The 21,457-nt window shown below is 73.0% G+C and carries 21 protein-coding genes; 16 read left to right on the top strand and 5 right to left on the bottom strand.

The features are described 5' to 3' along the window. Positions 1-30 precede the first annotated feature (30 nt). The 5 genes from rpsK to truA all read left to right on the top strand — a co-directional run bounded on the left by rpsK (position 31) and on the right by truA (position 3,978). Positions 31-435, top strand: a complete 405-nt coding sequence (gene rpsK / locus ACFZBB_RS18750; protein WP_006376016.1) for a 30S ribosomal protein S11 — start codon at positions 31-33, stop codon at positions 433-435. A 26-nt stretch (positions 436-461) separates the two neighbouring features. Beyond that, positions 462-1,088, top strand: a complete 627-nt coding sequence (gene rpsD, locus ACFZBB_RS18745; RefSeq protein ID WP_355340190.1) for a 30S ribosomal protein S4 — start codon at positions 462-464, stop codon at positions 1,086-1,088. A gap of 127 nt (positions 1,089-1,215) precedes the next feature. Beyond that, positions 1,216-2,238 (top strand): DNA-directed RNA polymerase subunit alpha, encoded by a 1,023-nt coding sequence (locus ACFZBB_RS18740; protein WP_033177813.1) that lies wholly within the window; start codon positions 1,216-1,218, stop codon positions 2,236-2,238. Positions 2,239-2,414: 176 nt separating this feature from the next. Next, positions 2,415-2,966, top strand: a complete 552-nt coding sequence (rplQ, locus tag ACFZBB_RS18735; RefSeq protein ID WP_391123609.1) for a 50S ribosomal protein L17 — start codon at positions 2,415-2,417, stop codon at positions 2,964-2,966. 139 nt (positions 2,967-3,105) lie between these two features. Next, the gene (truA, locus tag ACFZBB_RS18730; protein ID WP_391123607.1) at positions 3,106-3,978 is read left to right on the top strand and encodes a tRNA pseudouridine(38-40) synthase TruA; all 873 of its coding nucleotides are present in this window, start codon (positions 3,106-3,108) and stop codon (positions 3,976-3,978) included. On the opposite strand, the gene ACFZBB_RS18725 is transcribed toward truA, so the two are convergent. Further along, entirely contained in the window at positions 3,968-5,515 is a 1,548-nt protein-coding gene (locus tag ACFZBB_RS18725; protein WP_391123605.1) for a hypothetical protein, read from the bottom strand. The two genes, truA and ACFZBB_RS18725, sit on opposite strands and share 11 nt — an antisense overlap. A gap of 148 nt (positions 5,516-5,663) precedes the next feature. Between ACFZBB_RS18725 and ACFZBB_RS18720 the strand changes: the two genes are divergently transcribed. From ACFZBB_RS18720 to glmM, 4 genes are all read left to right on the top strand, one after another. Next, entirely contained in the window at positions 5,664-7,286 is a 1,623-nt protein-coding gene (locus ACFZBB_RS18720) for an ATP-binding cassette domain-containing protein (protein ID WP_391123603.1), read from the top strand. Between the two features lie 311 nt (positions 7,287-7,597). After that, a complete protein-coding gene (gene rplM, locus ACFZBB_RS18715) occupies positions 7,598-8,041 on the top strand; it encodes a 50S ribosomal protein L13 (RefSeq protein WP_355340175.1) in 444 nt (147 codons plus the stop codon). A 39-nt stretch (positions 8,042-8,080) separates the two neighbouring features. Further along, on the top strand, positions 8,081-8,596 hold the full coding sequence (gene rpsI, locus ACFZBB_RS18710) for a 30S ribosomal protein S9 (RefSeq protein WP_188283331.1): 516 nt from the start codon (positions 8,081-8,083) through the stop codon (positions 8,594-8,596). Between the two features lie 250 nt (positions 8,597-8,846). Then, on the top strand, positions 8,847-10,205 hold the full coding sequence (gene glmM / locus ACFZBB_RS18705; RefSeq protein WP_391123601.1) for a phosphoglucosamine mutase: 1,359 nt from the start codon (positions 8,847-8,849) through the stop codon (positions 10,203-10,205). Positions 10,206-10,237: 32 nt separating this feature from the next. Here the strand turns inward: glmM and ACFZBB_RS18700 are convergent, their stop codons facing one another. Together ACFZBB_RS18700 and coaA are read right to left on the bottom strand one after the other, a co-directional pair. Then, the gene (locus ACFZBB_RS18700) at positions 10,238-11,170 is read right to left on the bottom strand and encodes a DUF389 domain-containing protein (RefSeq protein WP_391123599.1); all 933 of its coding nucleotides are present in this window, start codon (positions 11,168-11,170) and stop codon (positions 10,238-10,240) included. Between the two features lie 80 nt (positions 11,171-11,250). After that, positions 11,251-12,228, bottom strand: a complete 978-nt coding sequence (gene coaA / locus ACFZBB_RS18695; RefSeq protein WP_391123959.1) for a type I pantothenate kinase — start codon at positions 12,226-12,228, stop codon at positions 11,251-11,253. Positions 12,229-12,381: 153 nt separating this feature from the next. On the opposite strand from coaA, the gene ACFZBB_RS18690 reads away from it, so the two are divergent. The 3 genes from ACFZBB_RS18690 (at position 12,382) to ACFZBB_RS18680 (ending at position 16,426) form a co-directional block, all read left to right on the top strand. Continuing rightward, positions 12,382-12,750, top strand: coding sequence for a holo-ACP synthase (locus ACFZBB_RS18690; RefSeq protein ID WP_391123597.1), 369 nt, complete (start codon positions 12,382-12,384; stop codon positions 12,748-12,750). Positions 12,751-12,888: 138 nt separating this feature from the next. Continuing rightward, a complete protein-coding gene (locus tag ACFZBB_RS18685; RefSeq protein WP_391123595.1) occupies positions 12,889-14,328 on the top strand; it encodes an NAD(P)H-hydrate dehydratase in 1,440 nt (479 codons plus the stop codon). Positions 14,329-14,812: 484 nt separating this feature from the next. After that, complete coding sequence (locus ACFZBB_RS18680; protein WP_391123593.1) at positions 14,813-16,426, top strand: M48 family metalloprotease; 1,614 nt, start codon at positions 14,813-14,815, stop codon at positions 16,424-16,426. A 12-nt stretch (positions 16,427-16,438) separates the two neighbouring features. Here the strand turns inward: ACFZBB_RS18680 and ACFZBB_RS18675 are convergent, their stop codons facing one another. Beyond that, on the bottom strand, positions 16,439-16,741 hold the full coding sequence (locus ACFZBB_RS18675) for a VOC family protein (protein ID WP_391123591.1): 303 nt from the start codon (positions 16,739-16,741) through the stop codon (positions 16,439-16,441). Positions 16,742-17,165: 424 nt separating this feature from the next. On the opposite strand from ACFZBB_RS18675, the gene alr reads away from it, so the two are divergent. The 4 genes from alr (at position 17,166) to ACFZBB_RS18655 (ending at position 20,830) form a co-directional block, all read left to right on the top strand. Next, entirely contained in the window at positions 17,166-18,323 is a 1,158-nt protein-coding gene (alr, locus tag ACFZBB_RS18670; RefSeq protein ID WP_391123589.1) for an alanine racemase, read from the top strand. Positions 18,324-18,665: 342 nt separating this feature from the next. Next, positions 18,666-19,889, top strand: coding sequence for an alpha/beta fold hydrolase (locus ACFZBB_RS18665; protein ID WP_391123587.1), 1,224 nt, complete (start codon positions 18,666-18,668; stop codon positions 19,887-19,889). 11 nt (positions 19,890-19,900) lie between these two features. Continuing rightward, the gene (tsaE, locus tag ACFZBB_RS18660) at positions 19,901-20,497 is read left to right on the top strand and encodes a tRNA (adenosine(37)-N6)-threonylcarbamoyltransferase complex ATPase subunit type 1 TsaE (RefSeq protein WP_391123584.1); all 597 of its coding nucleotides are present in this window, start codon (positions 19,901-19,903) and stop codon (positions 20,495-20,497) included. A gap of 150 nt (positions 20,498-20,647) precedes the next feature. Then, positions 20,648-20,830 carry a hypothetical protein gene (locus tag ACFZBB_RS18655; protein ID WP_391123582.1) on the top strand — a complete coding sequence of 61 codons (183 nt, stop codon included), beginning with the start codon at positions 20,648-20,650 and terminating at the stop codon, positions 20,828-20,830. Between the two features lie 25 nt (positions 20,831-20,855). On the opposite strand, the gene ACFZBB_RS18650 is transcribed toward ACFZBB_RS18655, so the two are convergent. Next, positions 20,856-21,407: a hypothetical protein gene (locus ACFZBB_RS18650; protein ID WP_391123580.1), complete on the bottom strand. Its 552-nt coding sequence runs from the start codon at positions 21,405-21,407 to the stop codon at positions 20,856-20,858. Positions 21,408-21,457 lie beyond the last annotated feature (50 nt).

Here is a 21,457-nt window from a genome sequence, read left to right as displayed (position 1 = left end):
CCGACCACCTCCACCGGGAGAAGTTGACACATGCCTCCTAAGGGCCGTCAGGGCGCAGCCAAGAAGGTGCGCCGCAAGGAAAAGAAGAACGTCGCTCATGGGCACGCCCACATCAAGAGCACGTTCAACAACACGATCGTCTCGATCACCGACCCCGCGGGCAACGTGATCTCCTGGGCCTCCGCCGGCCACGTCGGCTTCAAGGGCTCGCGCAAGTCCACCCCCTTCGCCGCGCAGATGGCCGCCGAGTCGGCCGCCCGCCGGGCGCAGGAGCACGGCATGCGCAAGGTCGACGTCTTCGTGAAGGGTCCCGGCTCCGGCCGCGAGACCGCGATCCGCTCCCTCCAGGCCACGGGCCTTGAGGTCGGTTCGATCCAGGACGTCACCCCGACCCCGCACAACGGCTGCCGCCCGCCCAAGCGCCGCCGCGTCTGACAAGCTGATACAGGAGACACGAGACAATGGCGCGTTACACCGGGGCCGACTGCAAGCGTTGCCGTCGGGAGAAGCAGAAGCTCTTCCTCAAGGGGAGCAAGTGCGAGAGCGCGAAGTGCCCGATCGAGATCCGTCCTTACCCCCCGGGTGAGCACGGACGCGGGCGCACCAAGGACAGCGAGTACCTTCTCCAGCTTCGTGAGAAGCAGAAGTGCGCGCGCATCTACGGTGTCCTCGAGAAGCAGTTCGTGAACTACTACAAGGAAGCGAACCAGAAGTCCGGCAAGACCGGTGAGAACCTTCTGCGCATCCTTGAGACCCGCCTCGACAACGTGGTGTACCGGGCCGGCTTCGCCAAGTCCCGCGACCACGCGCGGCAGCTCGTCCGTCACGGACACATCACCGTCAACGGCCGCAAGACCGACATCCCGTCGGCCCGTGTGTCCGTGAGCGACATCGTCGAGGTCCGCGAGTCGTCCCGCAACCTGACCCCGTTCGCGGTGGCCCAGGGCGAGGCCGGCGACAAGACCGTGCCCGCGTGGCTCGAAGCCAACGCCGGCAAGCTGCGGATCCTCGTGCACAGCCTGCCCGAGCGCCAGGTGATCGACACCCAGGTGCAGGAGCAGCTCATCGTCGAGCTGTACTCGAAGTAAGCAATTACTTCGGCGTACGGACCGAGGCGATGCCGGGCGGTACGACGGGCAACCGTCGTACCGCCCGTATCCTCGTAGTACAGGGGGCGTCAAATAGCGGGCGCCCACGAATGAAGGACCGACACTCATGCTGATCGCTCAGCGTCCCTCGTTGACCGAAGAGGTCGTCGACGAATTCCGCTCCCGGTTCGTGATCGAGCCGCTGGAGCCGGGCTTCGGCTACACCCTCGGCAACTCGCTCCGCCGTACGCTCCTCTCCTCGATCCCCGGTGCCGCTGTCACCAGCATCCGGGTCGACGGTGTCCTGCACGAGTTCACCACCGTGCCGGGCGTCAAGGAGGACGTGACCGACGTCATCCTCAACATCAAGCAACTCGTCGTCTCCTCGGAGCACGACGAGCCGGTCGTGATGTACCTGCGCAAGCAGGGCCCGGGTGTCGTCACCGCCGCCGACATCGCGCCCCCGGCCGGTGTCGAGGTGCACAACCCCGACCTGGTCCTGGCGACGCTGAACGCCAAGGGCAAGCTGGAGATGGAGCTGACCGTCGAGCGCGGTCGCGGCTACGTCTCCGCGGTGCAGAACAAGCAGCAGGGCCAGGAGATCGGCCGCATCCCGGTCGACTCCATCTACAGCCCGGTGCTCAAGGTCACCTACAAGGTCGAGGCGACCCGTGTCGAGCAGCGCACCGACTTCGACAAGCTGATCGTCGACGTCGAGACCAAGCAGGCCATGCGCCCCCGTGACGCCATGGCGTCCGCGGGCAAGACCCTGGTCGAGCTGTTCGGCCTGGCCCGCGAGCTGAACGTCGACGCCGAGGGCATCGACATGGGCCCGTCCCCCACGGACGCCGCCCTGGCCGCTGACCTGGCGCTGCCGATCGAGGAGCTGGAACTCACCGTCCGCTCCTACAACTGCCTCAAGCGCGAGGGCATCCACTCCGTGGGTGAGCTCGTGGCACGCTCCGAGGCCGACCTGCTCGACATCCGCAACTTCGGCGCGAAGTCGATCGACGAGGTCAAGGCGAAGCTGGCCGGCATGGGCCTGGCCCTCAAGGACAGCCCGCCCGGATTCGACCCCACCGCCGCCGCCGACGCCTTCGGCGCCGACGACGACGTGGACGCCGGTTTCGTGGAGACCGAGCAGTACTGATCGCCTCCGGTGCGGCCGGGACCCCTGGTCCCGGCCGTCGCCGGGCGCCTTCCCGGTTCGCACCGAACGGGGAAGGTACCGGGGCCCGGCCCCGGACCCCCATCGAGCTGGCAGCCGCCAGTTCGCACTGACATCGGTACCTGGTACGGCCGGTGCAGCGGAGAAGGAGAAAGACCATGCCTCAGCCCGCGAAGGGTGCCCGCCTCGGCGGCGGCGCCGCGCACGAGAAGCTGCTGCTCGCGAACCTCGCGAAGTCGCTGTTCGAGCACGGCAGGATCAAGACCACCGAGGCCAAGGCGCGCCGTCTGCGTCCGGTCGCGGAGCGGCTGATCACCAAGGCGAAGAAGGGCGACATGCACAACCGTCGCCAGGTGCTGCAGACGATCACGGACAAGAGCGTCGTCCACACGCTCTTCACCGAGATCGCGCCGCGGTACGAGAACCGCCCGGGTGGCTACACCCGGATCACCAAGGTCGGTAACCGCCGCGGCGACAATGCGCCGATGGCCGTCATCGAGCTGGTCGAGGCGCTGACCGTGGCGCAGGCCGCCACGGGCGAGGCCGAGGCCGCCACCAAGCGTTCCGCCAAGGACCGCGCCGGTGACGAGGCTCTGGCCGACCTCAAGAAGGACTCCGAGCCGGCGGACGCCACGCCCGAGACCGCGGACGACGCGGTCGAGGACGCCGTTCCGGCCGACGAGGAGCCCAAGGAGTCCAAGGACGCCTGAGCGTTCTGAGACCCCGGGAGCGACCCCGCGGGCCCGTACCCCTCTGCCGGAGGGGTACGGGCCCGTTCCGCTGGTCCCCGCAATTCCCGACTTCCTGAGTCCCCCTGAGTCCCCTGATCCCGCTGAGAGGAATGCGCGCGTGAGCGACGAGGTGGCGCCCGGCGCCGTACGGGTGCGGCTGGATCTGGCCTACGACGGTACGGACTTCTCCGGGTGGGCCAAGCAGCGCACCCGGCGGACCGTGCAGGGGGAGCTGGAGGCGGCGATCCCGACGGTGCTGCGGATGGCGGAGCCGGTGGAGCTGACCGTCGCGGGGCGCACCGACGCCGGGGTGCACGCGCGCGGGCAGGTGGCGCACGTGGACCTGCCCGCGGACGTGTGGGCGGCCGAGGGCGGCAATCTGCGCCGGCGGCTGGCCGGACGGCTGCCGTGGGACGTACGCGTCTGGGACGTCTCGGCGGCACCCGCCGGGTTCAACGCGCGGTTCTCGGCGGTCTGGCGGCGGTACGCCTACCGCGTCGGCGACCACCCCGGCGGTGTGGACCCGCTGCTGCGCGGCCATGTGCTGTGGCACGACCGTCCGGTGGACGTCGACCGGATGAACGCGGCGGCCGAACTCCTGCTCGGCGAGCACGACTTCGCCGCGTACTGCAAGAAACGCGAGGGCGCCACGACCATCCGCACCCTGCTCGACCTGCGCTGGGAGCGTACGGCCGACGGTCTCGCGGTCGCCACGGTCCGCGCCGACGCCTTCTGCCACAACATGGTGCGCGCGCTGATCGGCGCGATGATCCTGGTCGGCGACGGCCACCGCCCGGTCGGCTTCCCCGGCGAGGTCCTGGCCGGGCGCGAGCGCCACTCCGCCGTCAAGGTCCTGCGCCCGCACGGCCTCACCCTGGAAGAGGTCGGCTACCCCGCGGACGACCAGCTGGCCGCCCGCTCGGTGGAGGCCCGCAACCGACGGACCCTGCCGTGCGCCCCCGCCGCGCCCGCTGCCGCCGCTACGGGGTAGCGGCGCTCGCGGCGTCGCGGCCGCGCTGGATGACGCGCTGGAAGGCGAAGTCGGAGGCGTCGTTGGCGGCCTGCTTGGCGGTGGTGTCGGCCTTGGTGAGGGTCTTGCCGGTCTTGAAGCCGGAGATGGTGAAGTAGGCGTAGCGGCCGACGGCGTTGGACGTCATCTGGCAGGCGACGGCGTGGCAGAAGTCCTTGATGCCGCCGCCGTTGAGCGGGCCGAGGTAGTGGGCGGTCTTCTGCACCTTCGCCGCGTGGGCGGTGTCGTCGAAGACGGCGACGCCGACGGTGACGGCCACGCCGCCGCGTACGTAGGTGGCGCGGATCAGCTTGCGGCAGCCGTTGGCGGTGAGGGCGGCCGCCAGCTCGCTGCGGGCGCCGTCGGCGCACTTGGCGGTGGTGGTGGCGGCGGTCTGGGAGTAGACGTTGCCGCCGATCCGGAACTGCTTGCCGGGGAAGAGGCCGCCCACGGTGATCGGGGCGGTGTCCTTGGCGGCGCTGGAGATGAAGTCCAGCGGGTTGGGCGGCGGCGGGGGAGCGACCGAGGAGAACGAGGGCGCGGGCGGCAGCGGCGACTGCGACGTGGCGCCGCTGGTGGCCGAGGACGGCCCGGCCACCGGCTCGTTGTCCGAGCCGCCCGACATGACGACGGCGGTGGCGACGCCGCCCGCTATCACCGCGACGGCGACGATCCCGCCGCCGAGCATCATCAGCTTGCGCCGCTTGGCGGCGCTGGCGGCCTGCTGCTCGGCGAGCGCGCCCCAGTCGGGTGTCCCGCCCGAGGGCGGGCCGCCCGGCCCTGAGGCGGGCGTGTGCGCCCCTTGCCGACGCTGTCCCGCGCCGTGCTGCTGGCGCGGGAAGGGCTGACGGTGGGTGCCCATGCCGGGCGCGCCCTGCGGGGCGCCCTGGGGGCTTGGGGACGGGCTTCGGGGCGCGCTCTGGGCCGGGGCCCGGGGCGTGCTCCGGGGCGCGGCCTGGGCGGGCGCCTGCGGGCCTGTCGGGCCGGTGGGGCGCGCGGGGGCGGGGCCGGGCGCCTGCGGGCCTGTCGGGCCGGTGGGGCGCGCGGGGGCGGGCGTCGGCGCGGGAGCCGCAGGGGTCGCAGGGGTCCCGGCGGCTTGCGGCGGCGCGGCGGCGGGCGGGAGCGACGCGTGCGGCCGGGCCGCGCCCTGGCCGGGGACGCCGGGACGTACCTGGTACGCGCCCGGCTGCTCGGCCTGCGGCGACCACGCGGGACCGGACGACGGCGCCTGCGGCTGCGACTGTCCGGGCTCGTGGCGGAACCCGCGCCGCGGGTCGTCCGCGTAGCCTCCCGGCGGACCCGCCTGCTGGTCGGCGGCGGGTCCTGACGGCGGCTGCGGGCCCTGCGGCGCCTGCGCGTCGTACGGCGACGCCTGCTGCGGGGGTGCCTGGGCGGCGGCGTGGCGCGGCTGAGGCCGAGAGGGGATGACGCGTCCCTCAAGGACCTCGCGCTCGCCCTCGGGGGCGCTCGTGGGGGGTTCCTGCGGAGGCTGCGGCTGCTGTCCGGGCCCATCAGTCATGCCGCGCATCATATTGCCGGCCAGGCCGCGCACATATTCCGGAGAACACACCGGAGAACGCACAGGTGGACACGCCGGTGAACGCGCCGGTGGAGACGTGACGAAAACGAGTTGGGGCGGATCGCGCCCCACAGGGAGAATCCAGGACATGGGACATGTGGAAGCAGCGCACTTGGAGTACTACCTGCCGGATGGGCGGGCGCTGCTCGGCGACGTCTCGTTCCGTGTGGGCGACGGCGCCGTGGTCGCGCTGGTCGGCGCCAACGGCGCGGGCAAGACCACGCTGCTGCGGCTGATCTCCGGCGAGATCAAGCCGCACGGCGGCACGGTCACGGTCAGCGGCGGCCTCGGCGTGATGCGGCAGTTCGTCGGCAGCGTCCGCGACGACCGCACCGTACGTGACCTGCTGGTCTCCGTCGCGCACCCGCGGATCCGGACCGCTGCCAAGGCGGTCGACGCGGCCGAGCTGGCGATCATGGCGCAGGACGACGAACCGGCGCAGATGGCGTACGCGCACGCCCTGGCCGAATGGGCCGAGGCGCGCGGCTACGAGGCCGAGACCCTGTGGGACATGTGCACGATGGCCGCGCTCGGCGTGCCGTACGAGCGGGCGCAATGGCGCGAGGTGAAGACGCTCTCGGGCGGTGAGCAGAAACGGCTGGTTCTGGAGGCCCTGCTGCGCGGCCCCGACGAGACGCTGCTGCTCGACGAGCCGGACAACTACCTGGACGTACCGGGCAAGCGCTGGCTGGAGGAGCAGCTCGCCCTCACCAAGAAGACCGTGCTGTTCGTCAGCCACGACCGGGAGCTGCTGGCCCGCAGCGCGGAGAAGATCGTCGCCGTCGAGACCGGCCCCGCCGGGTCCACGGTGTGGGTGCACGGCGGCGGTTTCGACACCTTCCACGAGGCCCGCAAGGAGCGCTTCGCGCGCTTCGAGGAACTGCGGCGGCGCTGGGAGGAGGAGCACGCCAAGCTCAAGGCGATGGTGCTGCGGCTGCGCCAGCAGGCGGCGAACAGCCCCGACATGGCGTCCCGGTACCACGCGGCGCAGACCCGGCTGAAGCGCTTCGAGGACGCGGGCGCCCCGCAGGAGCCGCCGCGCGAGCAGGACATCAGGATGCGGCTGCGCGGCGGACGTACCGGCGTACGGGCGGTGACCTGCGAGAAGCTGGAGCTGACCGGTCTGATGAAGCCGTTCGACCTGGAGGTCTACTACGGCGAGCGGGTCGCGGTGCTCGGCTCCAACGGCTCGGGCAAGTCGCACTTCCTGCGGCTGCTCGCCGGGGACGGGAGCATCGCGCACACCGGGACGTTCAAGCTCGGCGCGCGGGTGGTGCCCGGCCACTTCGCGCAGACCCACGCCCACCCGGAACTGCTCGGCCGCACCCTGGTCGACATCCTGTGGGGCGACCACGCGCACGACCGGGGCCGCGCCATGGGCGTCCTGCGGCGGTACGAGCTGGAACGGCAGGGCGACCAGCCCTTCGACAAGCTCTCCGGCGGGCAGCAGGCCCGCTTCCAGATCCTGCTCATGGAGCTGGCCGGGACCACCGCGCTGCTGCTGGACGAACCCACGGACAACCTCGACCTGGAGAGCGCCGAGGCCCTTCAGGAGGGCCTGGAGTCGTACGACGGCACGGTGCTGGCGGTGACGCACGACCGGTGGTTCGCGCGCAGTTTCGACCGCTATCTGGTCTTCGGGTCCGACGGTCTGGTCAGGGAGTCCACCGAGCCGGTCTGGGACGAGCGACGGGTCGAGCGCAAGCGGTAGGGCCCGGCGGACGCCCGGTCCCCACGGGTCCCGAACGGCCCCTCCCGGCCCGGGAATCCGACGCGTTTTGACCCGTACGGGGGCGCGCGGGTATTCTTCGATGTCGTTATGCGTATTGGCTTGCTCTATCTCACGTGAGGGGCCCTTACGCCGGTCCACCGGGCCGATGACCAGCGGCAGGCAGACGGGTTGCGTCCCCGAATGCCGCCAGGGCTGGCCTGATCGTCCGGGTGGCCTTGTACAAGGACCCGTTTCCCCGGCCCTCCTCACGGGCTCGTGGAGACACCATCACTGAAGAAGCGAAGGCGACCGTGCGTACGTTCAGCCCCAAGCCCGGCGATGTCACCCGCCAGTGGCACGTAATCGACGCGCAGGACGTTGTCCTGGGCCGTCTGGCCACCCAGGCCGCGACCCTCCTGCGGGGCAAGCACAAGCCCATCTACGCCCCGCACGTCGACACCGGTGACTTCGTCATCATCATCAACGCCGACAAGGTGCACCTGTCGGGCAACAAGAAGACCCAGAAGATGGCGTACCGCCACTCCGGGTACCCGGGCGGCCTGCGCTCCGTGCGCTACGACGAGCTGCTCGACAAGAACCCGGAGAAGGCCGTAGAGAAGGCCATCAAGGGCATGCTCCCGAAGAACACCCTGGGCCGTCAGATGCTCTCGAAGCTGAAGGTCTACTCGGGCGACCAGCACCCGCACGCTGCCCAGCAGCCGGTGCCGTTCGAGATCACCCAGGTCGCGCAGTAGTACCGGCCACCAGCTACCAGAAAGAATCTGAGGAGAATCGTGGCTGAGACCACTGCCGAGACCGTCGTCGAGGGTGAAGAGACCTTCGAGGAGATCACGACCTTCGAGTCCGAGACCCCCGAGTCGGAGTACACCTCCGAGTCGCTCGCCTCGCGCTTCGGCGACCCGCAGCCGGCCGCCGGCACCGGCCGCCGCAAGCAGTCCATCGCCCGTGTCCGGATCGTTCCGGGCAGCGGCAAGTGGAAGATCAACGGCCGCACCCTTGAGGGCTACTTCCCCAACAAGGTGCACCAGCAGGAAGTCAACGAGCCCTTCAAGGTGCTCGAGCTGGACAACCGGTACGACGTCGTGGCCCGCATCAGCGGCGGCGGCATCTCCGGCCAGGCCGGTGCCCTGCGCCTGGGCGTCGCCCGCGCGCTCAACGAGGCGGACGTGGACAACAACCGCGGCCCGCTGAAGAAGGCCGGCTTCCTGACCCGTGACGACCGCGCGGTCGAGCGGAAGAAGGCCGGTCTGAAGAAGGCCCGCAAGGCCCCGCAGTTCAGCAAGCGCTAAGTCGCCTTCGGCGCGGGAACCAAACCCGCGCCGGGCGCATCGAACGCCTCGGAGACACTTTGTGCCTCCGAGGCGTTCGCATTCCTGGGAATCGGCACATTTGTCTGTTGATATGGCTCTGAGCCCTGGATGGTGGAGCCACGTCCCCGCACCGGGGGCGCGGACCGCGGGGCACGGGAGGCCCGGCGGCACAGGGATCGCCGCGTCTCGGGACGGCCGCACGACCGCACGGATCATCGGAGGAAACACTGTGGGACGACTCTTCGGCACCGACGGCGTGCGGGGCATGGCCAACGCCGACCTCACCGCCGAGCTCGCTCTCGGCCTGTCGGTCGCGGCGGCACACGTGCTCGGCGAAGCGGGCAGCTTCGCGGGCCACCGGCCGGTGGCGGTCGTGGGGCGCGACCCGCGCGCCTCGGGCGAATTCCTGGAGGCGGCCGTCGTGGCGGGCCTCGCGAGCGCGGGCGTGGACGTCCTGCGGGTCGGTGTGCTGCCCACCCCGGCGGTGGCGTATCTCACCGGCGCGCTGGGCGCCGACCTCGGCGTGATGCTCTCCGCGAGCCACAACGCGATGCCGGACAACGGCGTGAAGTTCCTGGCCCGCGGCGGGCACAAGCTCGACGACGAGCTGGAGGAGCGGATCGAGGCGATCTACGAGGAGCACCGCACCGGCGCCCCCTGGAACCGCCCGACCGGCGGCGGCGTCGGCCGGGTCCGCGACTACGACGAGGGCTTCGACCAGTACGTGGCCCACCTCATCGCGGTGCTGCCCAACCGCCTCGACGGCCTGAAGGTCGTCCTGGACGAGGCGCACGGCGCGGCCTCCCGCGTCTCGCCCGAGGCGTTCTCGCGGGCCGGTGCCGAGATCATCACCATCGGCGCCCAGCCCGACGGGCTCAACATCAACGACGGCTGCGGCTCCACCCACCTGGAGCTGCTGAAGGCCGCCGTGGTCGAGCACGGCGCCGACTTCGGCATCGCGCACGACGGCGACGCCGACCGCTGCCTGGCCGTCGACGCCACCGGTGCCGAGGTCGACGGCGACCAGATCCTCGCGATCCTCGCCCTGTCGCTGCGCGAGCGCGGCGCCCTGCGCGAGAACACCGTCGTCGGCACCGTGATGTCCAACCTCGGCTTCAAGCTGGCGATGGAACGCGAAGGCATCGAGATGGTGCAGACCGCCGTCGGCGACCGCTACGTCCTGGAATCGATGAAGGAGCACGGGTACGCGCTCGGCGGCGAGCAGTCCGGGCACGTCATCGTGCTCGACCACGCCACCACCGGCGACGGCACCCTGACCGGTCTGCTGCTGGCCGCCCGCGTCGCCGCCACCAAGCGCACCCTGGCCGACCTGGCCGGGGTCATGGTGCGGCTGCCGCAGGTGCTGGTCAATGTGCCGGACGTCGACAAGAGCCGGGTCGACTCCACGCCCGAGCTGCTGACCGCCGTCGCCGAGGCCGAGGCCGAGCTGGGCACCACCGGCCGGGTCCTGCTGCGGCCCTCCGGCACCGAGCCGCTGGTGCGCGTGATGGTCGAGGCCGCCGACATCGACCACGCCCAGTCCGTCGCCGGGCGGCTGGCCGACGTCGTCAAGTCCACCCTGGGCTGAGCCGCCCCGCAGGGGGGGCCGACCGTACGTGGTCAGGCGGCGGGTACGTGCCGCTTCGCCCAGAGCCACTTCTGGGCGAGCAGCGTCAACGTGCCCGCCACCGCGATGCCCGCCAGGTTGATCACGAGCTGCAAGGTGGAGCCCCACGCCTCGCTCCAGGCCGCGTAGCTGATCCCCAGGGCGGCGTTCGCGGCGGCCGGCACGGTCGTCACCGAGATCGCCACGCCCACCAGCGCTCCCGACTTGGACGAGGTCAGGGAGAGGATTCCGGCGATCCCGGCGAGGAACGCGACGACGAACGAGTCCCACGTCGGCTGCCAGATGAACTCCGTCGCCGGGTGCGGCGCGTCGAACCGCGCCTGCGTGAACAGCCCGAACAGGCTCATCAGGTCGCTGAACCCGCCGGTGATCAGCATCGCCACCGGGAAGCCGATCAGCAGCGCCGCCACCGAGCGCCCCACCAGGCGTCGCTGACGCCGCACCACCCCCGTACAGATCCCGGCCAGCGGCCCGAACTCCGGCCCGACCACCATCGCGCCGACGATCAGGATCGAGCTGTCCAGCATCACGCCGTACGCGGCCAGCATCGTCGCCACCGTCAGGAACGCGATGTACGTGACGGTCAGCGTCGACTCCTCGTGCGTCTCCTCGACCAGCGACTCCCACAGCACCGCGTCCGCGCCCTCGCCCGGCGCGTCCTGCTCGGCCTTCTCCGCGCTCGTCGACAGCGTCAGGTCGATGTTGTCGACCGCGATCGAGCCGGTCTCCGCCACGCCCAGCTCGCGCAGCCCGACCAGCAGGCCGTCGGCCGCCTCCCGCGCCACGTCGCAGGTCAGCACGTCACCGAGCGGGTCGTAGGCGGCGCCGCGCATCACCGTCAGATGGGTGGCGCCGAGGGTCGCGCCGACCAGTCGCGCGACCTCCTCGGTGCGGTCGGCGGGCACGATCATCCGCAGGTGCAGCACGGCGGGGCTCCCGTTTCTTCGACATCAGGCGACCGCGTCGGGCGAGCCGCGTCAGGTGACCGGCGCCGGGCCGGCCGGCGTCAGAGCTTGCGCAGCGACAGGCGCTGCACCTTGTGCCCCGGTCCCTTGCGGAGCACCAGCGTCGCCCGGCTGCGGGTGGGCAGCACATTCTGCTGCAAGTTGGGCTGATTGACGGTGCGCCACATCAGCCGGGCGTACTCCAGTGCCTCGTCCTCCGAGACCTGGGTGTACTTGCGGAAGTACGAGTGCGGGTCCTGGAAGGCCGTCTCGCGCAGTTTCCTGAACCGCCCCAGGTACCACTGCTCGATGTCCTCGGTGCGCGCGTCCACGTACACGCTGAAGTCGAAGTGGTCGGCCAGACCGATCCTCGTCCTGCCGTCCTTGCCGGGCAGCGCCGGCTGGAGGACGTTCAGGCCCTCCACGATGAGGATGTCCGGGCGGCGCACCGTCAGCGTCTCGCCGGGCACGATGTCGTAGATCAGGTGCGAGTAGACCGGCGCCGTGACCTCGTCGCGGCCCGCCTTCACGTCCGCCACGAAGCGGGTCAGCGCGCGGCGGTCGTACGACTCGGGGAAGCCCTTGCGGGACATCAGGCCGCGCCGGTGCAGCTCCGCGTTGGGCAGCAGGAAGCCGTCGGTGGTGACCAGTTCGACCCGCGGGTGCTCGGGCCAGCGGGCCAGCAGCGCCTGGAGCAGCCGGGCCGTGGTCGACTTGCCCACCGCCACACTGCCCGCCACCCCGATCACGAACGGCGTCCCCGGCTGCGCGCCGTGCCCGCCGCCCGCGTCCCCCAGGAACGTGTTCAGCGCGCCGCGCAGCCCGCTGTGCGCGCCCACGTACAGATTCAGCAGCCGGGACAGCGGCAGATAGACGTCCACCACCTCGTCCAGGTCGATCACGTCGCCCAGGCCGCGCAGCCGCTCCACCTCCTCGGCGGTCAGCGGCAGCGGCGTGCGCTCGCGCAGCGCACTCCACTCCTCGCGGGTCAGGTCGACATAGGGGCTGGTCGCGGCTGGGGTCGTCGGCACGGGCCCCATTGTCCAGACGTACGCGTACGGGGCGCGGCCGGGGGTGCGGCGCGCGGCCGGGGGTACGGCCGGGTGGGGGTACGGCCGGGTGGGGGCACGGCTGGTGGGGGCACGGCCTAAGCTGGCCGGCATGAACGGCACGTCGGGTGAAGGGGATGGCCAGTGATCGTCGGGGTCGGGATCGACGTCGCCGAGATCGGCCGCTTCGCCGCCGCGCTGGAGCGCACGCCCGGCATGGCCGACCGGCTCTTCCTCCCCGGCGAACTGCTGCTGCCGACCGGTGAGCGGCGCGGTATCGCCTCGCTGGCCGCCCGGTTCGCGGCCAAGGAAGCGCTCGCCAAGGCCCTGGGCGCCCCCGCCGGGCTGCACTGGCTCGACGCCGAGATCACCACGGAGCCGTCCGGTCGGCCCCGGCTGACCGTGACCGGGACCGTGGCCGCGCGGGCCGCGGAGCTGGGGGTACGCGGCTGGCACGTCTCCCTCAGCCATGACGCCGGGATCGCGTCCGCGGTGGTCATCGCGGAGGGCTGACCCCGCGGTCGGCTCGCGGGGGCGGGGCGGGCGGGTGCGCCGGGCGCGTCCGGTGCGCCTGGTCGGGGGGCTGGGTGCGCGCCGGGCGCGTAATGTCCGTTGAGGCTGTTTCCGTCGAGCCCTGCCGGAGGACTTTCCATGAGGTACGCGCACGCGGTGGAGACCGTACGGGCCGCCGAGGGCGAGTTGATGGCCCGGCTGCCCGAGGGCGCGCTCATGCAGCGCGCGGCGGCCGGGCTCGCGGCGGCGTGCCGGGACCTGCTCGGGCGTACGTACGGCGCGCGCGTCGTCGTCCTCGCCGGGAGCGGCGACAACGGCGGTGACGCGCTGTACGCCGGTGCCCGGCTGGCCCGGCGCGGCGCCGCGGTGCACGCGGTGCTGCTGGCCCCCGAACGCGCCCACCGCGGCGGCCTCGCCGCCCTGCTGGCCGCCGGGGGCCGCGCCGCCGCCACGGAGGACGCCGAGGCGCTGATCGGGCGGGCCGACCTCGTGCTCGACGGGATTGTCGGCATCGGCGGCAAGGGCGGGCTGCGGCCCGGCGCCGTACCGCTCGCCGAGGCCGCCGGGGCCTCCCGCGCCCTCGTCGTCGCCGTCGACCTGCCCAGCGGCGTCGACGCCGACACCGGAGAAGTCCTCGGGGACGCCGTGCACGCCGACGCGACCGTCACCTTCGGTACGTACAAGCCGGGGCTGCTCATCGACCCGGCCGCGACCTTCGCCGGGGCGCCCCGGCTCGTCGACATCGGCCTCGGGCCGTACCTCGGCGCACCCGAACTGGAGGCGCTCCAGCACGCGGACGTCGCCGCCGCGCTGCCGCGGCCGGGGGAGTCCAGCGACAAGTACCGGCGCGGGGTCGTCGGCGTCGTCGCCGGGTCCGGGCGGTATCCGGGGGCCGCCGTCCTCGCCGTCTCCGGAGCGCTGCGGGGCGGCGCCGGGGCGGTGCGCTACGTCGGGCCCGGCGGCGACGCCGTGCTCGCCCGGCACCCCGAGGTGCTGGTGTCCACCGGGTCCCCGCACAGCGCCGGGCGCGTTCAGTCCTGGGTGGTCGGGCCCGGCATCGGCGACTCCCCGGAGGCGCGGCAGGCCGTCACCGACGTGCTCGCCACCTCGGTGCCGGTCCTCGTCGACGCCGACGCCTTGCGCTTCCTCTCGCCCGCCGCCGTACGGGAGCGGAGCGCCCCCACCGTCCTCACCCCGCACGCCGGGGAGGCCGCCGCGCTGCTCGGCTGGGCGCGGGAGGAGGTCGAGGCGCGGCGCCTCGACGCCGTGCGGGGTCTGGCCGGGCGGTTCGGTGCCACCGTTCTGCTCAAGGGGGTCACCACGTTGGTGGCTTCGCCTTCGCCCCGGGCGGCCGTTCGCGTCAATCCGACCGGGGTCGCGTGGCTGGCGACGGCGGGGAGTGGGGACGTGCTGTCCGGGCTTGCGGGGTCGTTGCTCGCGGCGGGGCTTGCGCCGCTGGACGCGGCCTCTTGTGGGGCGTACTTGCACGGGCTCGCTGCGCGGCTGGGGTCGGGGGGGGCGCCGCTTGCGGCGCTGGATGTGGCCGCCGCCGTTCCCACTGCGTGGCGCAGCCTTTAGCTTTTCTTTCCCGCGCTCCCACCTGTGCGGGTGGTTGTTCGTCTGCGGGTGCCGCTTGTGCCTGGGTCGGTGCCGGTCCGGGGCACCTCCTCGGGCGACGAACGTGCACCCACTTCGAAAACGTCCAGGCCCTTTCCGTTCGTCCCCCTGCGGGGGCACCCCGGCCCGTCCCCTCCCGGAACGTCGGCGTCCGGCGGTCCGTGGGGGTTGCCGGGGAGGGGGGTGGGTGGGCTCGGGTGCGTCGGTGTCCGACGGTGCGCTGTGGTGGGGGAGGGGGTGGGTGGGGGCTCGGCCGCTTCCGGTGCGCCGACGTCCGCCTGTCCGTGGGGGTTGCCGGGGCGGGGTGCTCGTCCGGGGGCGGGGAGGTAGGTGAGGCGGGGGATCTGGGGGGCTTGGGGTGGGGGGTAGGATCTGCGGGCCTTGTCGGGGTGTGCCGGCGGGGGTGGTGGCTTTGGGGTGGGTCGGTCCTGTGGGGGGATTGTCGATGACGTTCCGGCTGCGTGCTGTGCGCGCGTTGGTGTTGCTGGTCGGGTTCGTGTTGTTGGGGTTTGTGCTGTTGGCGGCGATGGCGGCGCTGGACTGGCTGCTGGTGACGCGGTGGTTCGCGGCGGGGGCGGCGTGGTTCGAGGGCACGATTTTGATGGTCACGGCGTTGGTGGCGGTGGCGATCGTGCGGGGGATGCTGGCGTTTCTGCGGGCCGGGCGGCTGGGGTCGGTGCCGGATGGGGTGGCGGTCACGGCGCAGGAGCAGCCCGAGCTGTGGGAGCAGGTGCGGGCGGCGGCGGAGGTGTCGGGGGAGCGGGCGCCGGACGAGCTGTACCTGGTTTCCGAGGCCAACGCGGGGGTGGCGGAACAGAGCCGTCTGCTGGGCCTGTTGCCGGGGCGGCGCCGTATGCTGCTGGGCCTGCCGCTGCTCGCGGGGCTGACCGTGCCGCGGCTGCGGGCCGTTCTGGCGCATGAGTTCGGCCACTACGGCAACCGCGACACCCGGCTCGGCGGCCTCACCCTGCGCGGCCGGGCGGCCGTACTGCACACGGTGGAGGTGTTCAGTGTGGGCACCACGCGGATGCATTACGTGGTCGGCGCCGTCTACGTCGGCTACGCCCGGATGTTCCTGCGGACCTCGCAGTCCGTCGCCCGCCAGCAGGAGTTCGCCGCCGATGAGTCGGCCGCCCGGTACGCGGGCCGTGACGCGACGGTCGCCGCACTGCGCGCCCTGCCGGTCATCGACGCCGCTTACGACCACTACGTGGACACGTACGCCGGGATGGGCGGTCCCGTGGGGGCGCTGCCTCCGGTCGGCGAGGTCCTCGGCGGTTTCTCGCGGCTGCTCGCCGCCCGGCCGGGGGAGAAGCTCGCCGCGCTCGCGGACGGTCGGCGTCCGCCGAAGCCGCACCCGTACGACTCCCACCCGCCGCTCCAGGATCGGATAGCCCGGATCGAGCGGCTGCCCGCCGACGACGCCACGGACGGGGCTGAGGGGGAGGCGAACGCGCTGTCCCTGCTGCGGGACCAGGACCAGGTGTTCGCCGCTCTGGAGGCGCGCACCCTGCCCCCGGAGGCGGCCGAGCGCCCGCGTCTGGCCTGGGACGACCTGGTCATGGCCCGCGCCGCGGCGGATGCCGAGGGCTGGTCCCGACCGCTGCTGCTCGCGGTCGCCAGGGCGCTGCGCGCGGAGTCGCCGGACCAGGACGGCGCGGCCCGTACGTCCCGCCGCGCGTCCTCCGAGACGGTGACGGACACCGATCTGCCCACCCTGGAGGACGTGCTCGACGCCTTCGACCACGGCCTGCTGTGGATGGCGGTCGCCGACCGTGTCCCCAAGCCGCCGCAGGCGGCCCGCCTGACCGGCGCGTCGGCGCGCAACTTCATCCGGCCCGTGGTCTTCGACGGGCTGGCCGGTCTCATCCAGCTCCGTCTCATCGAGTCCGGCCTCGCCGCCCCCGACATCGCCTGGACGGGCCGCCCCGGCCTCGTCCTCCCCCCGGCCTGGGAGAACGGCATGGACGACGCCATCGACGCGGCCATCGCCGACACCCCCGACACGGCCCCCCTCCGCACGCTCCTCACCGCCGCCGACCGGGAGGTCGTCCCGTAGCCGTCACGGGGGTCAGGCCGGGCGAACGCAGAAGGGGTGCCCGGCCGGACTGGCGTAGACCCGGGTGCCCTTGCGGTCGGCGGAGCCGACGTCGCCGGTCGGCCGCAGTCGTCGGCCGCCGGCCGCGAGCACCCGCGTGTCGGCGCTCTCCATGTCGTCCGTCGCGAGGTCGAAGTGCATCTGCTGGGAGGTCCCGTCAGGCCACCGCGGCATGACATGCCCCGGAATCCGCTGAACCACGAGCACGGGGAAGCCGTCGCCGCGCACCCCCTTTCGTCCACCCGGCTGGACAGCCGACGACAGCGCAGGTCCCACCCCCTTCCGCCACCCCCACGGACCGTCGGGCGCCGACGTACCGCCTCCGCCACCCCCACGGACCGTCGGACGCCGACGTACCGCCTCCGCCACCCCCACGGACCCTCGGGCGCCGACGTACCGCCTCCGCCACAACAGCGGACCGTCGGACGCCGACGTACCCGAGCCCTCCCCCCTCCCCCCTCAGCCACAGCGGACAGGCGGACGCCGACGGGCGAGGAGGGGACGGGCCGGGGTGCCCCCGCAGGGGGACGAACGGAAAGGGCCTGGACGTCATCGGAGTGCGGGCACGTTCGTCGCCCGAGGAGGTGCCCCGGGCCGGGACCGACCGGGCACAGGCGGCACCCGCAGACGGAAAAGCACCCGCACGGGTGGGCGGGCGGGAAAGACAGCGCCCAGGACCCGACCTGAGACACTGACCGTAATGGACGAGAAGCGGATGCGCGGCTGGGCACAAGTGGACCTGACCGCGCTGCGAGCAAACGTGAGAGCGCTGCGCGCAAAGGCACCCACGGCCGCGTTCATGGCCGTCGTGAAGGCCGACGCCTACGGCCACGGAATGGTCCCGTGCGCCAAGGCGGCCGTCGAGGCCGGAGCGACCTGGCTCGGCGTGGCCACCCCCGAGGAAGCCCTGACCCTGCGGGCAGCGGGCCTGAAGGCCCGCACCCTGTGCTGGCTGTGGACCCCCGGAGGGCCCTGGCGGGAGTGCGTCGAAGCCGACATCGACGTGACGGTGAGCGCGATGTGGGCGCTCCGCGAAGCCACGGCGGCGGCCGAGGCGGCCGGGCGCCCGGCCAGGGTGCAGCTCAAGATCGACGCGGGCCTGGGCCGCAACGGCGCCCAGCCCGCCCAGTGGCCCGAACTGGTCGCACGGGCCCGCGCGGCCGAGCGCGACGGCCTCATCCGGGTGACAGGAGTGTGGGCGCACTTCAGCTGCGCCGACGAACCGGGCCACCCCTCCATCGAGCGGGAGCTGAACGTCTTCAAGGAGGCCCTGGCGCAGGCTGAGGCGGCGGGCCTCACCCCCGAGGTGCGGCACCTCGCGAATTCGCCGGGCACCCTGACGCTTCCCGAGGCGCACTTCGACCTGGTGCGGCCGGGCGTGGCGATGTACGGCATCTCGCCGGTGCCCGAGATCGGCGGTTCCGCGGACTTCGGGCTGCGGCCGGTGATGACGGTCGTCGGCCGCCTGGCGTCGGTGAAGCGGGTGCCGGGCGGGCACGGGGTGAGCTACGGGCACAAGTACGTGACGCCGGGCGGGACGACGTTGGCGCTGGTGCCGCTGGGCTACGCGGACGGCGTACCGCGGCACGCCTCGGGCACGGGCCCGGTGCTGGTCGCGGGCAAGTGGCGGACGGTCGCGGGCCGGGTCGCGATGGACCAGTTCGTGGTGGACCTCGGCGGTGACGCGGCCGAGCCCGGCGACGAGGCGGTGCTGTTCGGCCCCGGCGACCAGGGCGAGCCGACCGCCGAGGACTGGGCACGGGCGTGCGGCACGATCGCGTACGAGATCGTCACCCGCATCGGAGCGCGGGTCCCGCGGGTATACGTGGGCGCCAGCGACGGCGCGCCGTGCCCCTAGTGGTGACCGGGCCGTGCGTACGCGGCGCAGGGCACTGGTCCCGGCGTGGGCGCCAGCGACGGCGCGCCGTGCCCGTAGTGGTGACCGGGCCGTGGGTCTCGGCGGACGAGAGCACAAGCGTCAGGCGCGCCGTGCCCGACGTCATCGGAGCGCGGATGCAAGCGGGCGCGGGCCCGAGCGGCGCCGTGCCCGTAGGCGTGACCGGCCCCCTGGTCTCGGTGGGCGAGACCACAGGCGGCAGCGACGACGCCCCGTGTCCCACGGCGTGATCAGCGCGCGGGTCGCGCGGGTATACGTGGGGGAAGGCGCCGGTCCCGGCGCAGGCGACAGCGATGGAGCACCGTGCCAGAAGGCGTGAAGTGGGAGAAGGCAGGGCTGGTCGGCGCGGCGATCGGGGTGGTCGCGGCGGGCGCCGCCGCGGGCGTGGCGATCGAGCGGGTGACCGTCGGCCGCGGGATGCGCCGCCGCGCCCGGCTGGCGCTGGACTCGGCGGGCCCGTACGGGACGCTGCGCGGACAGCCCGGCACGGTCGCGGCGGAGGACGGCACGGAGCTGTACTACGAGACCGAGGACGTCGCGCCGCCCGAGCCCGAGCCGCAGACACCGCCCTCGCGCCGCAGCCGCGGCTGGCTGCGCCGCCGCGCCGAGGCGCCGCTGCCGGTGACGGTGGTGTTCTCGCACGGGTACTGCCTGAACCAGGACTCCTGGCACTTCCAGCGGGCGGCGCTGCGCGGCACCGTACGGGCGGTGTACTGGGACCAGCGCAGTCACGGCCGCAGCGAGCGTGGCCGGGACCAGGTGGCGGGCGGGCCCGCCACCATCGACCAGTTGGGCCGCGACCTGAAGGCGGTGCTGGACGCGGCGGTGCCCGAGGGCCCGGTGGTGCTGGTCGGGCACTCGATGGGCGGGATGACGGTGATGGCGTTCGCCGACCAGTTCCCCGAGTACGTCGAGGAGCGGGTCGTCGGCGTCGCGTTCGTCTCGACGTCGGCGGGGAAGCTGGCCGCGGTGACGCTGGGGCTGCCCGCCGCGGGCGCGCGGGCGTTCCGGGCGCTGGCGCCCGCGGTGCTGCGGGCGCTGGGCAGCCAGGCGGATCTGGTGGAGCGGGGGCGGCAGGCCACCGCCGACCTGTTCGCGGGGATCATCAAGCGGTACTCGTTCGGCTCCGACGTGGACCCGGCGGTCGGCCGGTTCGCCGAGCGGCTGATCGAGTCGACGCCGATCGACGTGGTCGCCGAGTTCTATCCGGCGTTCACCGACCACGACAAGGGCGACGCGCTGTCGGTGCTCGACGGGCTGCCGGGTCTCGTACTGGCGGGGGACAAGGACCTGTTGACGCCGAGCGCGCACAGTACGGAGATCGCCGAGAAGCTGCCGGACGCCGGACTGGTGATCGTGGAGGGCGCGGGGCACCTGGTCATCATGGAGCGCCCCGAGGTGGTGAACGCGGCGCTCGCGCTGCTGATCGCGCAGGCCGCGGACTCGGTGCGCGCACCGGTCCCGCAGGTGCTGCGCGACCTGGCGGCGGCGCGGGCGTCGACCCGTACGACGGCCGCCGACGCGTAACATTCGCGTTCATGGCCACACCGCACGATGCCACGACGCCGCACGAGACCGCCGCGCACGCCGCCGAGCGCGAGGCGGCGGGGCGCGGCGCGACACCGCACGAACCGGGCTCCGTGGGGGTCACCGTCCCCACCCCCGACCTGATGCGCGACCTGGGCCGCCGCCTTGCCGCGCTGCTCGCCCCCGGCGACCTGGTGCTGCTCAGCGGCGAGCTGGGCGCGGGCAAGACCACGCTGGCCCGCGGCCTCGGCGAGGGTCTGGGCGTACGCGGCGCCGTCACCTCCCCGACCTTCGTGATCGCCCGCGTCCACCCCTCCCTGACCGCGGGTCCCGCGCTGGTGCACGTGGACGCGTACCGCCTGGGCGGCGGCCTGGACGAGATGGAGGATCTGGACCTCGACGTGTCGCTCCCCGAGTCCGTGGTCGTCGTGGAGTGGGGCGACGGCAAGGTCGAGGAGCTGTCGGAGGCGCGGCTCCAGGTCGTCATCGCCCGTACGGTCGGCGGCCCGGCGGACGGGGACGGCGAGGGCGACGACGTACGCGAGGTGACCGTCACCGGCGTCGGACCGCGCTGGACCGGCCAGGACCTCACCGCGCTGCGCGCCTGACCCTCGCTCCGATCCCCCGTTCGGCCCCCGCTCCGCCCTCCGTTCCGACAGGCTGTCGGCAAGATGTTGCGCGAGGGCGGCCGGGCGTGGTCTGCTGGTTGCGGGTACCTGGTTAGGGCGCCCTAACTACGTCTCTTCGGGGAGGCGCACATGTCGGCCCAGATCCGGACCGAGGACACGCGGGACCCGCGACGGGACACCCCGCCGCCCAATGTCGGCGCCCTGCTGGCCGCCGGAGCCGCGGCCCGCACACTGTCGACCCCGCCGGAGGACGGCGAGGAGCCCGCGCAGGCGGACGCGCCGGAAGCGGGAACGAGCCCGTCCGGCGCGTGACAAGCGCGGCTACTCCACAGCGCGGCTACTTCACGACGAAGACGGTGCTGCCGATCGTCGCGATCTGCCACAGCGCCGTGCCGTCGAGCCGCGTCTCGCGGATCGCCGCCGTCTGCTTCGCAGGATCAGGCTTCGCCAGCGACCCGTCCGCGGCCGCACTGAAGCCGACGTTTATCCCGTCGGTCGTCGCGAAGAGCACCACGTGCTCGACCTGGGCGCCGTCGCCTCCTATGCCGGAGGCGCGCCGCGAGAAGACGCGGTGTATCCCCACGCTCGGCGCCACATTGCCCGCGACCACCGCGTAGGTGCGGTCGACCTTCTCCGCGTCACCGACCAGCCACACCCGCTTGGCGGAGAGGCTGTAGACCACGCGCCTGCCGGTGCCCGAGGCGGCGGGCAGCGGATACGTCTTCGGCGTCGGCTTCGTGCTGGGCGACTTCACGGCCGAGGTGGAGGGCCTGGCCTGCGGCGGCTGGTCGGGCGCGGAGCCCGCCGCCTGCGCGGCGAGCACGGCGATGACGACCAGGGCAGCCGCAGTGAGCCCCGAGACCAGGGTGCTCGACTTGATCCGCGCCACGGTTGTCCTCCGGATGGGGTTCGCACATGCTCCCGGTTGACGGTAGCAGC

This window comes from Streptomyces sp. NPDC008139, assembly GCF_042957025.1.
Classification (GTDB): domain Bacteria; phylum Actinomycetota; class Actinomycetes; order Streptomycetales; family Streptomycetaceae; genus Actinacidiphila.
The sequence above is the reverse complement of the archived record's forward strand: the minus strand, read 5'-3'. Positions and strand labels throughout refer to the sequence as shown.

Excerpts from the sequence above, each read along its gene's own strand:
- rpsK (WP_006376016.1), top strand. The coding sequence starts at position 31 with ATGCCTCCTAAGGGCCGTCAGGGCGCAGCCAAGAAGGTGCGCCGCAAG.
- alr (WP_391123589.1), top strand. The coding sequence starts at position 17,166 with ATGGACGAGAAGCGGATGCGCGGCTGGGCACAAGTGGACCTGACCGCG.
- ACFZBB_RS18720 (WP_391123603.1), top strand. The coding sequence starts at position 5,664 with ATGGGACATGTGGAAGCAGCGCACTTGGAGTACTACCTGCCGGATGGG.
- rpsD (WP_355340190.1), top strand. The coding sequence starts at position 462 with ATGGCGCGTTACACCGGGGCCGACTGCAAGCGTTGCCGTCGGGAGAAG.
- tsaE (WP_391123584.1), top strand. The coding sequence starts at position 19,901 with ATGGCCACACCGCACGATGCCACGACGCCGCACGAGACCGCCGCGCAC.
- ACFZBB_RS18685 (WP_391123595.1), top strand. The coding sequence starts at position 12,889 with ATGAGGTACGCGCACGCGGTGGAGACCGTACGGGCCGCCGAGGGCGAG.
- ACFZBB_RS18655 (WP_391123582.1), top strand. The coding sequence starts at position 20,648 with ATGTCGGCCCAGATCCGGACCGAGGACACGCGGGACCCGCGACGGGAC.
- ACFZBB_RS18680 (WP_391123593.1), top strand. The coding sequence starts at position 14,813 with ATGACGTTCCGGCTGCGTGCTGTGCGCGCGTTGGTGTTGCTGGTCGGG.
- rplQ (WP_391123609.1), top strand. The coding sequence starts at position 2,415 with ATGCCTCAGCCCGCGAAGGGTGCCCGCCTCGGCGGCGGCGCCGCGCAC.
- coaA (WP_391123959.1), bottom strand. The coding sequence starts at position 12,228 with ATGGGGCCCGTGCCGACGACCCCAGCCGCGACCAGCCCCTATGTCGAC.
- ACFZBB_RS18740 (WP_033177813.1), top strand. The coding sequence starts at position 1,216 with ATGCTGATCGCTCAGCGTCCCTCGTTGACCGAAGAGGTCGTCGACGAA.
- ACFZBB_RS18725 (WP_391123605.1), bottom strand. The coding sequence starts at position 5,515 with ATGACTGATGGGCCCGGACAGCAGCCGCAGCCTCCGCAGGAACCCCCC.